The 12555-nt window shown below is 62.1% G+C and carries 7 protein-coding genes and 2 tRNA genes; 3 read left to right on the plus strand and 6 right to left on the minus strand.

Annotated elements, in window-relative coordinates; translation table 11 throughout:
* Window positions 1–17: 17 nt before the first annotated feature.
* The 3 genes from glgX to malQ all read right to left on the minus strand — a co-directional run bounded on the left by glgX (window position 18) and on the right by malQ (window position 6608).
* A complete protein-coding gene (gene glgX, locus AB5Y95_RS05160) occupies window positions 18–2159 on the minus strand; it encodes a glycogen debranching protein GlgX (RefSeq protein WP_368159802.1) in 2142 nt (713 codons plus the stop codon).
* A complete protein-coding gene (gene glgB / locus AB5Y95_RS05165) occupies window positions 2159–4336 on the minus strand; it encodes a 1,4-alpha-glucan branching protein GlgB (protein WP_043171911.1) in 2178 nt (725 codons plus the stop codon). Before glgB ends, glgX begins: the two co-directional genes overlap by 1 nt.
* A gap of 82 nt (window positions 4337–4418) precedes the next feature.
* Complete coding sequence (gene malQ, locus AB5Y95_RS05170; RefSeq protein ID WP_368159805.1) at window positions 4419–6608, minus strand: 4-alpha-glucanotransferase; 2190 nt, start codon at window positions 6606–6608, stop codon at window positions 4419–4421.
* Window positions 6609–6955: 347 nt separating this feature from the next.
* On the opposite strand from malQ, the gene gap reads away from it, so the two are divergent.
* Together gap and AB5Y95_RS05180 are read left to right on the plus strand one after the other, a co-directional pair.
* Window positions 6956–7951 (plus strand): type I glyceraldehyde-3-phosphate dehydrogenase, encoded by a 996-nt coding sequence (gene gap / locus AB5Y95_RS05175; RefSeq protein WP_005304894.1) that lies wholly within the window; start codon window positions 6956–6958, stop codon window positions 7949–7951.
* Between the two features lie 115 nt (window positions 7952–8066).
* Window positions 8067–8933: a D-hexose-6-phosphate mutarotase gene (locus tag AB5Y95_RS05180; protein WP_368159808.1), complete on the plus strand. Its 867-nt coding sequence runs from the start codon at window positions 8067–8069 to the stop codon at window positions 8931–8933.
* Between the two features lie 70 nt (window positions 8934–9003).
* On the opposite strand, the gene nadA is transcribed toward AB5Y95_RS05180, so the two are convergent.
* Window positions 9004–10077, minus strand: coding sequence for a quinolinate synthase NadA (gene nadA / locus AB5Y95_RS05185; protein ID WP_017787586.1), 1074 nt, complete (start codon window positions 10075–10077; stop codon window positions 9004–9006).
* Window positions 10078–10217: 140 nt separating this feature from the next.
* Here nadA and AB5Y95_RS05190 point away from each other — a divergent pair, with 140 nt between their 5' ends.
* The gene (locus AB5Y95_RS05190) at window positions 10218–12323 is read left to right on the plus strand and encodes a methyl-accepting chemotaxis protein (RefSeq protein WP_095591424.1); all 2106 of its coding nucleotides are present in this window, start codon (window positions 10218–10220) and stop codon (window positions 12321–12323) included.
* 49 nt (window positions 12324–12372) lie between these two features.
* Here AB5Y95_RS05190 and AB5Y95_RS05195 read toward each other — a convergent pair.
* Together AB5Y95_RS05195 and AB5Y95_RS05200 are read right to left on the minus strand one after the other, a co-directional pair.
* Window positions 12373–12448: transfer RNA gene (locus tag AB5Y95_RS05195), tRNA-Val, on the minus strand.
* 16 nt (window positions 12449–12464) lie between these two features.
* Window positions 12465–12540, minus strand: a tRNA-Lys gene (locus tag AB5Y95_RS05200).
* Window positions 12541–12555: the final 15 nt, after the last annotated feature.

Consider the following 12555-nt stretch of genomic DNA (forward strand, 5'->3'; position numbering starts at 1 on the left):
AGTCAGGGCGCCGCACTCTACCCCGCCAGCGGGAACTGTGATCCCGTTGGCAACACGGCGGCAACATCCGCAGTGGCCAGCGCCTCTTCCTCCGCCAGCGCCACCGCACTCAGGGCCACCCGCTCCAGCAGCTTGAGGGAGTGGGCCCGGCCCACCGCCACCTGCCGCTTGATGTCGTCGGGCAGGAACGGCAAGCCGTCATTGGTGGCGGTGTCGATGGTCTGGATCCACTCCATGCCATCCCCCGGCGGCGGCAAGCGAAACTGGATGTCGTAGTCGCTGGCGTTGAACAGCACGAACCAGCGCTCCCCGCAGCAACCAATCATCCCGATGTCCATGGCAAACGCCTGCCCCATGGGGGCGTGCCAGTCCTGATCGGTGAGCTGATGACCGTCCGGGTGATACCAGTTGACCTGGTGGCAGCTGCTGGGGGCGCCATTCCAGCTGTCGTCGCTCAGCTGCAGGTTGGAGAAGACGGTGGACTCCGCCCGCAGCGCCATCATCTGCTGGGTGAAGGCAAGCAGCCGCTCGTCCTCCGGTCGCCACTGCCAGTTGACCCAGCTGATCTGGTTGTCCTGGCAGTAGGCGTTGTTGTTGCCAAGCTGGCTGCGGCCCATCTCGTCGCCGGCGAGGAAGTGCGGTGTGCCCTGGGAGAGCAGCAGGGTGGCGATCAGGTTGCGCTTCTGCTGCTGGCGCAGGTTGTTCACCCTGGGGTCGAGCGTCGGCCCCTCGACGCCGTGGTTGCAGGAGAGGTTGTTGCCGTGGCCGTCCCGGTTGTCCTCGCCGTTGGCCTGGTTGTGGCGCTGGTTGTAGGAGACCAGATCCTCCAGGGTGAAGCCGTCGTGATAGCAGAGGTAGTTGACGCTGGTATGGGGGGAGCGCCAGTTCTTCGGGAACAGATCCCGTGAGCCCACCAGCCGGGTGGCAAAGTCCCCCATCTTGCCCGCATCGCCGCGCCAGAAGGCGCGCACCGTGTCGCGGTAGCGGTCGTTGATCTCCAGCCACTGGCTCGGAAACTGGCCGAGCCGATAACCGAACGGGCCGATATCCCAGGGCTCGGCGATGAGCTTGACTCGCGCCAGCACGGGATCCGCCATCATGGCCTTGAAGAAGGCCCCCATGGGGTCAAACTCCCCCGCCTCGCGCGCCAGGGTGACCGCCAGATCGAAGCGAAAGCCGTCCACCTGCATCTCGGTGACCCAGTAGCGCAGGGCATCGAGCACCAGCCGCAGGCTGTTGGGGTGATCCAGATTGACGCTGTTGCCGCAACCGGTGACGTTGGCGTGGCGAGTGTAATCGGGGCCGTGGGCCCCCGCCTCGAAGGCGTAGTAACCGGCGTTGTCAAAGCCCTTGAAGGAGAGCACTGGACCGTCGAAGCCCGCCTCCGCGGTGTGGTTGTAGACCACGTCCAGGATCACCTCGAGCCCGGCTCTGTGCAGCTCGCGCACCATGGTCTTGAACTCGGTCACCGCCTCCTGCGCCGCATAGCGCGGCTCGGGGGCGAAGAAGGCGATGGGGTTGTAACCCCAGTAGTTGGTGAGCCCCAGCTGCTCGAGCCTGGGCTCGGACATGAAGGCCGCCACCGGCATCAGCTGCACCGCGCTAACGCCGAGGGACTTGAGATGTTCGATGATGAGCGGGTGGCAGATCCCCAGATAGGTGCCGCGCAGCTCGCTCGGCACCCCCTGATGCTGGCGGGTGAGGCCCTTGACGTGGGCCTCGTAGATGACGGTGCGGGCTGGCTCGATGGCGGGCTTGCCCACCCCCTGCCAGTCGAAGGCATCATCCACCACCACCGATTTGGCCACCATGGCCGCGCTGTCCCCCTGATAGAGGGCATCGTCCCAATAGGTGGGGCGGCTGAGTGCCTTGGCATAGGGGTCGATCAGCAGCTTGTCCGGGTCGAACAGCATCCCCTCCTGGGAGATGCCGTGCACCCGGTAGCCGTAACGCTGGCCGGCCCTAACCCCGCGCACATAGCCGAAGCGGTACTGGCCGCGCCGGCCGGGCAGCTCGAGACGAGCCAGCTCCCGCTCCTGCTCGTCGAACAGGCAGAGCTCCACCTTGTCCGATTGCGGCGCCCAGACGCAGAAGTGACAACCCGTCTTGTCGAGCAGCACTCCCAGCGGGTAGTCCTGCCCCTTTTCCATTGCAAACATCAAGGCTCCTGTTTGATGAACAAGGTTGCGAGCGGCGGCAAGTCCAGCACTATGCTGTGCGCCATCCCCTGCCAGGGGGTCGGCTCGGCGACAAAGACCAGACCCACATCATAGTTGCTGCCCCAGTAATGCTCGCTGTCGGTGTTGAGCACCACCCGGTAGTGACCGGCCGCAGGCACCCCGAGGCGATAACCGATACGCGGCACCGGGGTGAAGTTGCAGGCCACCACCAGCGGGTTGGCTCCCTGCTTGTCGGCCCGCAGCCAGGCGAAGATGCTGTTGTCGGCGTCGTTGTGATCCAGCCAGCGGAAGCCGTTCTGCTCATAGTCCGCCTGATACAAGGCAGCTTCATGACGGTAGAGGTGGTTGAGGTCGTGGATCAGTCGCTGCTGGCCGCCATGCTTGGGATACTGCAGCAGGTGCCAGGGCAGCTGGGCATCGTGATTCCACTCGTTGCTCTGGGCGATCTCGGTGCCCATGAAGTTGAGCTTCTTGCCGGGATGAGCATACATGAAGCCCATGTAGGCGCGCAGGTTGGCCGCCTGCTGCCACTCGTCCCCCGGCATCTTGTAGAGCATGGAGTGCTTGCCGTGCACCACCTCATCGTGGGAGAGCGACAGAATGAAGTTCTCGTCATAGTGGTACACCATGGAGAAGGTCATGTCGTTGTGGTGGTAGCGACGGTGAATAGGCTCCTTCTGCATGTAGGTGAGGGTGTCGTGCATCCAGCCCATATTCCACTTGAAGCCAAAACCCAGACCGCCCAGGAAGGTGGGACGGGAGACCCCGGCAAAGGCGGTGGACTCCTCGGCGATGGTCATGGCGTGGGGGTACTTGCCGTATACCTCCTCGTTGGTCCACTTGAGCAGGCTGATCGCCTCGTAGTTGTGGTTGCCGCCATCGACGTTGGGTACCCACTCCCCCTCGTTGCGGGAATAGTCCAGATAGAGCATGGAGGCCACCGCATCTACCCGCAGGCCGTCGACGTGGAATTTGTCGAGCCAGAACAGGGCGCTGGCCACCAGGAACTGGCGCACCGTATTGCGACCGAAGTCATAGATGTAGGAGTTCCAGTCCGGATGCCAGCCGCGGCGCGGATCTTCGTACTCGTAGAGCGGGGTGCCGTCGAAGCGAGCCAGACCGTGGGCATCGGACGGGAAGTGGGCGGGCACCCAATCCAGAATCACGCCGATCCCGGCCTGGTGGCACTGGTCCACGAAGTACTTGAAGTCGTCGGCACTGCCGTAGCGACTGGTGGGGGAGAACATGCCCACCGGCTGGTAGCCCCAGGAGCCGCTGAACGGGTGCTCGGAGACCGGCAGCAGCTCGATGTGGGTGTATTCCATCTCTTTGACGTAATCGACCAGCTCCACCGCCAGCTCGCGCCAGCTCAGGCTGTCACCGTTGGGGTGGCGCTTCCAGGAGCCGACGTGCAGCTCGTAGATGGAGAGCGGCTGCTCCCGCTTGTCGTTCAGCTGGCTCTCGCGCCAGGCGGCATCCTGCCACTGGTACTGGTCGTGGTCATAGACCACGGAGGCGAACGAGGGGTACTGCTCGCAGTAGAAACCCACCGGGTCGCTCTTGTGCGGCAGCCGGTTGCCCATGGGGTCTTTCAGTTCGAACTTGTAGCGATCCCCCGCCTTGAGGCCCGGCACGAACAGCACCCAGTGACCGCACTGGCTGCGCTGCATCGGGTGACGACGGCCATCCCAGAAGTTGAAATCGCCGATCAGGCTCACCGCGGTGGCGCTCGGCGCATAGACCGCAAAGCGCACCCCTTCCACTCGCTGGTCCAGATGCTCCACGGTGCGCAGTTGGGCACCGAGCGTGTGGTAGAGGTTTTCCGGCTGGTAGGTGAGCTCTGCCAACCCGGCCCAGCCCGCATCCTGGAACTGATAAGGGTCGATGACCTCGACGGTGGTATCTGGGTAGTCGGCAAGCAACTGGTAGGGGAAGGGATTTTTACGGCGGGTGAAAACAGTTTCAAAGAGGCCCGAATCATCGGTGGGCGCCAGGGTGGCAACAATCTTGCCCGACTTGAGATCCCTGACCCTTACGGCCTGGGCATCGGGTAACCAGACGGTCAGCTTGAGGCCGGGCCCATCCGGGTTGGCCTGCAGGCCTAAGTGGGAGAAGGGATCGGAACAGCGGGCTGCAACCAAACGTTCAACGAGCATCGAGATTTCCTTTCATAGCTGAGCATCCGCTCCGGCCTGGGCCGAAGCGGATGTAAGTGAGTCACGTTTTGTCGGCAGTGGCTCAACGACTGGCCTCGTCACGGGCCTGGCTCATCTTGCCTGCCAGCGCCTTGAGCGCCTCATTGGCAAAAATATCCTCCAGATCGGTGGAGAGCTTGCGGCGCCAGTTCGGGTACTCGTAACTGGTGCCCGGCACGTTGACCGGCTTGTCCATCTCCAGCCAATCCTCCAGCTGGGTGCTGAACAGGGCGCAGCTGCCGCGGGACATGTGCAGTTGCAGACCGTGGTTGAGCTCGGTGTTCATGCCGACCCAGTTCACGTCGTGGCTGATGTTGCCGGAGATCACCCCGTGGCCGTGCAGGCTGTCGAGAATGCGCTGCTTGGCCTGGTGGCGATCAGCATACAGGGTCTTGAGTACGTCTTCATCCGGATACAAGCCCAGCTCGCGCCCCAGCGCCAGATCGTCGCAATGCCAGAAGCCCTTGAGGGTCGGCATGTCGTGGGTAGTCAGCGCCGACATCGCCTGCTCGGCATAGTGCGCCGGGGAGATGAAGCCGCCATCGGCCTTGGAACGTTCGAAGAAGAACACCTTGTAGGAGTGGACGCCGTTCTCTTTCAGGGTCACATCGATCCCCTCCGGCACGGTACCGAGATCCTCGCCGATCAGCAGACACTGATTGCGGTGGGACTCGAGGGCCAGGATGCCGAGCAGGTCGTTGACCGGGTAATAGATGTAGGCGCCTTTGGCGGCGGACTCTCCGGGCGGCACCCACCACAGGCGCAGCAAGGCCATCACGTGGTCGATGCGCAGGGCGCCGCAGGAACGCATGTTGGCGCGGAACAGATCCACCATGGGCTGGTAAGCCGCTTCGAACAGCTGGTTCGGGTTCATGGGGGGCAGGCCCCAGTTCTGGCCGAGCGGGCCCAGAATATCGGGCGGCGCACCGACCGAGGCTTTCGGGCAGTAGAGATCCCGGTTGGCCCAGATCTCGGTGGAACCTTCGGAGACACCCACCGCCAGGTCGCGGTAGATCCCCATTACCATGCCCGCCGCCTTGGCACGGGCGTCGGCCCGGGCCAGCTGTTCGTCGGCCAGGAACTGCAGATAGAGATAGAAATTCACATCCTGGCGGTGCTCGGCCATCCAGGCCGCCACTTCAGGATTGTGGTAGTCGCGAAACGGCTCCGGCCACACCGGCCAGCCCCAGGCATTTTCGCCTTTGGCATAGAAGTGGGCTTGCAGGGCATCGAAGGCGGCCTGTTGTTGCAGGCTGTCGCCGCCGGCGGCGACGAACGCATCGAAGGCGGCCTGACGCTCGGCACTCAAGCTGGCCTGATCGAACACCTGACGCAGCATGCCGAGCTTGGTCTCGATGACGCCGGTGTAATCCACGTTGCCCTTGGCACGCAGCTCGCTCAGATGCTGCTGGAAAGCGGGGCTTGCCACTCCCGCCTTGAGGCCTGCGTTCCCTTGGAATTCGGGCACGGCCTCCACATCGATATAGGCCACGTTGAGCCAGCGTCGGGACGAGGGGCTGTAAGGGCTGGCGCTCTCCGGGTTGGCCGGATAGAGGGCATGGATCGGGTTGAGGCCGACGAAGTGGGCGCCCCAGGCGGCCATCTTCTCGACCAGCTGACCCAGATCGCTGAAATCACCGATGCCCCAGTTGTGGCGGCTGCGCAGGCAGTAGAGCTGCACGCTCGGGCCCCACACCTTGCGGCCATTGGCGATGGGAGGCTGCTTGTAGCACGCCTTGGGCGCGACGATGAGGCGCATGGTGGCGAGCGGCTCGTCGTTGCCCTCCTCCAGCAGGATCAGATCGTGATAACCCAGCTCTGGCTGCACATCCAGGGCCACGCGATAGGCCTGGCACTCCATCTCTTCGAATTCGGCCACGCCGACCAGCTCACCGTCGATGGGGGCAAGCTGACCGGACAACAGGCCGCCCTGCTCCAGCTTGAGCTGCCAGGTGAGGGCGTCGTTGACGAATTCGATGGGCAGACGGACTTCGAGGGTAATGGGCTCGCCGCTGCGGACCACCATCACGGGATCCAGCGCACGCAGCCAGTGCTGGCGGTGTTCCTGCTCAAGCTGCTCGGTCAGGGCGGCCTCGTCATCGACGCGGTAACCCATGGCGCCCAGCATGGCGGCCTTGCTCTCTTCGGATACCTGAGCCGGGTGGCCCCAGGCATCAACATACTCGCTGGCGATACCTTTAGCGGCAGCCAGCTGTTCAATCAGGGTGGTCATAGTTTGAGAATTCCCGCTGTGGATTCTATCTATACTATTTTGATTAATTTTTATGGGTGGTACTTGAACAGTGGCTCTATGGGCCATGCTAAACCGCGCACATTTTTACACATCTGTCTGGCTGGTTGTGTGACCGAGTAGGCACTATTGTTGATAACTGCCACGCCGGTTCAATCGATAGTTATTTCGCCAAAAGCTGGTAGTCAGTTACATAAACAGAAAATAAATTTCACAGTTTTTCATGATATAGCGCAATTTCAGACAGATTGTTGGTTGACTCGCGGGGGAGTTCTAGTAAATTTACAAGCGGAATTTTCTTTGACTACTGAACAGTTAGGTAACCAATTATGACTATCAAAGTAGGTATTAACGGTTTTGGCCGCATCGGTCGCTTCGTCTTCCGTCTGGCTTGCGAGCGCAACGACATCGAAGTTGTTGGTATCAACGATCTGATCGACGTTGACTACATGGCTTACATGCTGAAGTACGACTCCACTCACGGCCGCTTCAAGGGCACCGTTGAAGTCAAAGACGGCAACCTGGTTGTCAACGGCAAAACCGTACGTGTTACCGCTGAACGTGACCCGGCCAACCTGAAATGGGATGCCATCGGTGTTGACGTTGTTGCCGAAGCTACCGGTCTGTTCCTGACCGACGAGACTGCTCGCAAGCACATCGCTGCCGGCGCCAAGAAAGTTGTACTGACCGGTCCGTCCAAAGACGCTACCCCGATGTTCGTAATGGGCGTTAACCACGCTACCTACGCTGGCCAGGACATCGTTTCCAACGCTTCCTGCACCACCAACTGCCTGGCTCCGATCGCCAAAGTACTGAACGACACCTTCGGTATCGAATCCGGTCTGATGACCACCGTTCACGCTACCACCGCTACCCAGAAGACCGTTGATGGTCCGTCTGCCAAAGACTGGCGCGGTGGCCGCGGCGCGGCTCAGAACATCATCCCGTCCTCTACCGGTGCTGCCAAGGCTGTTGGCGTCGTTATCCCGGAACTGAAAGGCCTGCTGACCGGTATGGCTTTCCGTGTTCCGACTCCGGACGTATCCGTTGTTGACCTGACCGTCAACCTGAAGAAAGCGGCCACCTACGCAGAAATCTGCGAAGCGATGAAAGCTGCTTCCGAAGGCGCCATGAAGGGCGTGCTGGGCTACACCGAAGACGAAGTGGTTTCCACCGACTTCCTGGGCGAGCGTCAGACCTCCGTATTCGACGCCAAGGCTGGTATCCAGCTGACCGACAAGTTCGTTAAAGTTGTATCCTGGTACGACAACGAAATGGGCTACTCCAGCAAGGTTCTGGACCTGATCGCTCACATCTCCAAGTAATTTGGGATAAGCAATCAAGTAGCTTGAAAAAGGCGGCCATGGGCCGCCTTTTTGTATTCTGGACCGGGATTATTCCACCCCTCTCTTCTGAATGTGCGCGAGCACAGGAGTCCTCATGCAACCGACACGCACTCTGACTGCCCACTGTACCCTCAGCCACCACCCGGCAGGCCAGCCGCTGCTGACCATCGACAACGGCTACGCCAGGGCAGAAATCAGCCTGTTTGGCGCCCACGTGCTGAGCTACCAGCGCCACGATGAACCCGCCTCCATCTGGCTCAGCGACAAGGCAGTGCTGGATGGCAGCAAACCCATTCGCGGCGGCATTCCTCTCTGCTGGCCCTGGTTTGGCCCGGCGCCGGCCCGCGTCGGTAGCGGCAAACCCTCCCACGGCTTTGCCCGCACCAGCCTGTGGACGCTGGACGGCGTCTCCGATCACGGCGACGGTACGCTCGTCCATCTGTCTCTGCGCGACAACGAGACCACTCGTCAGCTCTGGCCCCACGCCTTCGAGCTGGAGCTGGATGTGCTGGTGGGCAAGGAGCTGGCCCTGGTACTGACTACCCGCAACACAGGTAAAGAGCCCCTTGTCTACGGCGGAGCCCTGCACACCTACCTGCAGATAAGCTCACCGGAGGCAGTGAGCGTCAGCGGCCTTGGCGAGCCCTATGCCGACAAGCTGACTGGCCAGAATGGCCAGCAGCAGGGCGCCTTGACCCTGAACGGGCCGCTGGATAGGGTCTACTGGCAGCCAGACGCCCAGGTCAGCATTCAGGATGGCGAGCGTCAGACCCGGGTAGTCAGCGGCAACCACGACAGCGTGGTGGTCTGGACTCCCTGGCTGGAAGGGGCGAGTGCCATGGCCGACATGAGCGATGACGGCTATCGCACCATGCTGTGCGTCGAAGCGGCCATCGCCAGCGAGGCAGGCGTGACCGTTGCGCCGGATGAAGGGCACAGCTTCTCCACCGTCATCATCTGACGATTCGGCTGACGGATAAATAAAGAGGGCTCCCGCGGGAGCCCTCTTTGCATCTTGCCATCAGAGACGATCAGGCGTTGCCCTGGGTCTTGAGCTTGAGCTCGGCGGCGAAGTTAAGCATGCGGTCGAGCGGGATCAGAGCCTTCACCCGCAGTGCCTCATCCACATGGATCTCGTGGCGCTCAGCGCCATCGGTCAGGGCTTCCTTGATGGCCACCAGACCGTTCATCGCCATCCAGGGGCAGTGGGCACAGCTGCGGCAGGTAGCACCATCGCCACCGGTCGGCGCTTCCACCATCTCCTTCTCCGGGCAGGCCTGCTGCATCTTGTAGAAGATGCCGCGATCGGTCGCCACGATGAGCTTCTGCTGGGGCAGCTCCCTGGCCGCCTTGATCAGCTGGCTGGTGGATCCCACCGCATCGGCCAGTTCGATCACCGAGGCAGGGGACTCCGGGTGCACCAGCACGGCGGCATCCGGATTCTGCTCCTTCAACTCGCGCAGGGCGCGGGCCTTGAACTCATCGTGGACGATGCAGTGCCCCTGCCAGCGCAGCATCTCGGCGCCCGTCTTCTTCTCGATATAGGCCCCCAGGTGACGGTCCGGGCCCCAGATGATCTTGTGACCCTGGCTGTCCAGGTGCTCGACGATCTCCAGCGCGATGCTGGAGGTGACCACCCAGTCAGCCCGCGCCTTGACCGCCGCCGAGGTATTGGCATAGACCACCACGATGTGATCGGGATGGGCGTCACAGAAGGCAGAGAACTGCTCGATGGGGCAGCCCAGATCGAGGGAACACTCGGCCTCCAGGGTCGGCATCAGCACCCGCTTGTGGGGGCTCAGGATCTTGGAGGTCTCCCCCATGAAGCGCACCCCGGCGACGATCAGGGTCTGCGCCTCATGATCGCGGCCAAAGCGGGCCATCTCGAGGGAGTCACCGACGAAACCGCCGGTCTCCTCCGCCAACGCCTGGATCTCGGGATCCGTGTAGTAGTGGGCGACCAGCACCGCCTTGCGCTCCTTGAGCAGTGCCTTGATGTCTGCGATCAGGGTCGTCTTCTGCTCGGCGCTCAGGGGAAGGGGCTTGGCCGGAAACGGATAGTCCATCTCGACTACCGGCGGGACATTGTTCAGTGCATTGCTCATTGCGACTGTTCCATCAACGCTTGGAAAGGCAAAAATTATAACCAGAAGCCGTGCACAAACCCATCAACAAATCAGGTGCCGTGCAAGCGTCCGAATATACTCATGTCATTCGTTGTCATTCTTGCCAAAGGAGTTGTCGGATGAAACAACGTTCACTCAAAACCAAGCTGCTGCTGCTCACCATGGGTCTGTTTATCGCCAGCGGCCTCGCCATGACCCTGATGCAATCCTCCTCGCTGAACTCCCTGCGCAACGACATAGTGAGCCAGACCCGCCAGGCGCTGGAGCAGGAGGTATCCCGAACCCTGCAATTTCAAGCCGAGCGCTATGCGGTGCAGATAGCCGCCCTGCTGCAACAGTCCTATCAGGTGCCGCTGGGCATGGCAGCCCAGCTGGAGGGCGGCATGGCACAACCTGACGGGCTGCTGAGCCGCCCCCAGGTCGAAATGCTGCTTCGCAGCCGTCTGCAGCAGGCCGGCGGTATCAGCTCCATCTACGCCCAGTTTGAGCCCGACGGGTATGACGGTCAGGATGCCAGCTGGATGGCTGGCGCCTCCCACTCCGTCGCCAGCAAGGGCAGCCTGGAGATTTACTTTACCCGGGATCAGGGGGGCCAGATCACCCAGCAGCCGGTGGATGCCGCCAGCAGTGCCGCCAAATACGACACCTCGGTCAACGAGTTCGGCATTCGCAACAGCGAATGGTACCTGTGCGGCCGCGACACCCTGCGCCCCTGCCTGATGGAGCCCTATCTCTACGAAATCAGCCCAGGCAACCAGATGCTGATGACCAGCCTGACGGTGCCCATCCTGAAGGCGGGCAAATTTGTCGGCATCACCGGCGTCGACATGAACCTCCCCATCTTCCAGCAACTGGCCGAGAGCCTCGGCAAGAGCCTTTACGACAACCAGGCCGAGGTCACCCTGGTCAGCAAGATGGGGCTCATCGTCGGCAGCAACCGCCACGCCGACAAGCTGGGACGGCCGTTGACGGAAGCCGGCCTCACGGCCCCTACCGGCCAGGCACAGAGCACGGAGAGCGACTTCATCCTGCAGCAACCGGTCAGGATCGATGCCGCCGACAGCCAGTGGTGGCTGATGATCAAGGTGCCCAAGGCGCTGGCCCTCAGCCAGGCCAACACAATCAGCAACCAGCTGGGCGACCTGCTGCAGGCCACCCAGCAGCAGCAGTTGATCGCCATCGTCGTCGTCACCCTGCTGGCGCTGGCGTTGCTCATCTGGTTCATCCAGAGCATCACGGCCCCCCTCTCCCTCATCAGCCGCCATGTGTCTCACCTCGCCAGTCACGAGGGAGACCTGACCCAGCAGATGAAGATAGACACCCACCAGGAGCTGATCGAACTGGGCGGCCACCTCAACGCCTTCCTCGGCAAGCTGCGCGGCATGGTGCAGGGCAGCAAGCAGATCGGCCAGCAGGTGCACCAGCAGGCCAGCGGCATGAAGCAGACGGCCGACACCATGCGCAGCAGCCTGGATGAGCAGAGCCTGGAGCTGGAGAGCGTGGTCAGCGCCATGCATCAGATGAGCACCACGGCGGTCAGCGTGGCGGGTTATGCGGAACAGGCGGCTCAGGAGTCTGAGACGGCGACCCACCACATAAGCACGGCCCAGCAGACCCTGAGCCGGGCCCGCAACGAGATCCACACCCTGGTCGAGGACATGCATCAGGCCGACAAGGCGGTCGCCCAGGTCGCCCAGCGCAGCACCAATATCAGCCGCATTCTCGACGTGATCAGGGCCATCGCCGAGCAGACCAACCTGCTGGCGCTCAATGCGGCCATCGAGGCGGCGAGGGCCGGCGACATGGGGCGCGGTTTTGCCGTGGTGGCAGATGAAGTGCGGGCCCTGGCCAACAAGACCCGGGAGTCCACCGACGAGATAGGTCAGCTCATCGGCAGCCTGCAGACCGAAGTCAGCAGCAGCCAGCAGTTGATGAGTACCGGCATCGCCCGTTCGGCCAGCACGGTAGAAGGGACGGAGCAGGCGTTTGAAGCCCTCAACCAGGTGGTCACCCAGATCCAGCAGATCCACGACCACATCAGCCAGGTGGCCACGGCGGCCGAGCAGCAGAGCGCCGTCAGCGACACCATCAACCAGAACCTGATGCGGATCGGCGATGCCGCCACCACCCTGGGACAGGAGGCCAATGCCAGCCACCGCCTGAGCGAGCAGCTGGAACAGGCCGCGACGGCGCTGGCCAACCAGCTCGAGCGGCTGAGAACCTGATGCCGAACAGCCATAAAAAAAGCCCGCATTGCTGCGGGCTTTTTCAATCTGGTGGTCGTTACTGGGATCGAACCAGTGACCCCCTCCTTGTAAGGGAGGTGCTCTCCCAGCTGAGCTAAACGACCTGGGATTCTGAAATGATGGTGGGTCGTGCTGGATTCGAACCAGCGACCAATTGATTAAAAGTCAACTGCTCTACCGACTGAGCTAACGACCCATCTAAATCATTTTT

The organism is Aeromonas sp. R5-3, assembly GCF_040908225.1.
GTDB classification, from domain to species: domain Bacteria; phylum Pseudomonadota; class Gammaproteobacteria; order Enterobacterales; family Aeromonadaceae; genus Aeromonas; species Aeromonas dhakensis.

Coding starts and splice junctions, on each gene's coding strand:
- glgX (WP_368159802.1), bottom strand. CDS start 2,159: ATGTTTGCAATGGAAAAGGGGCAGGACTACCCGCTGGGAGTGCTGCTC.
- glgB (WP_043171911.1), bottom strand. CDS start 4,336: ATGCTCGTTGAACGTTTGGTTGCAGCCCGCTGTTCCGATCCCTTCTCC.
- malQ (WP_368159805.1), bottom strand. CDS start 6,608: ATGACCACCCTGATTGAACAGCTGGCTGCCGCTAAAGGTATCGCCAGC.
- gap (WP_005304894.1), top strand. CDS start 6,956: ATGACTATCAAAGTAGGTATTAACGGTTTTGGCCGCATCGGTCGCTTC.
- AB5Y95_RS05180 (WP_368159808.1), top strand. CDS start 8,067: ATGCAACCGACACGCACTCTGACTGCCCACTGTACCCTCAGCCACCAC.
- nadA (WP_017787586.1), bottom strand. CDS start 10,077: ATGAGCAATGCACTGAACAATGTCCCGCCGGTAGTCGAGATGGACTAT.
- AB5Y95_RS05190 (WP_095591424.1), top strand. CDS start 10,218: ATGAAACAACGTTCACTCAAAACCAAGCTGCTGCTGCTCACCATGGGT.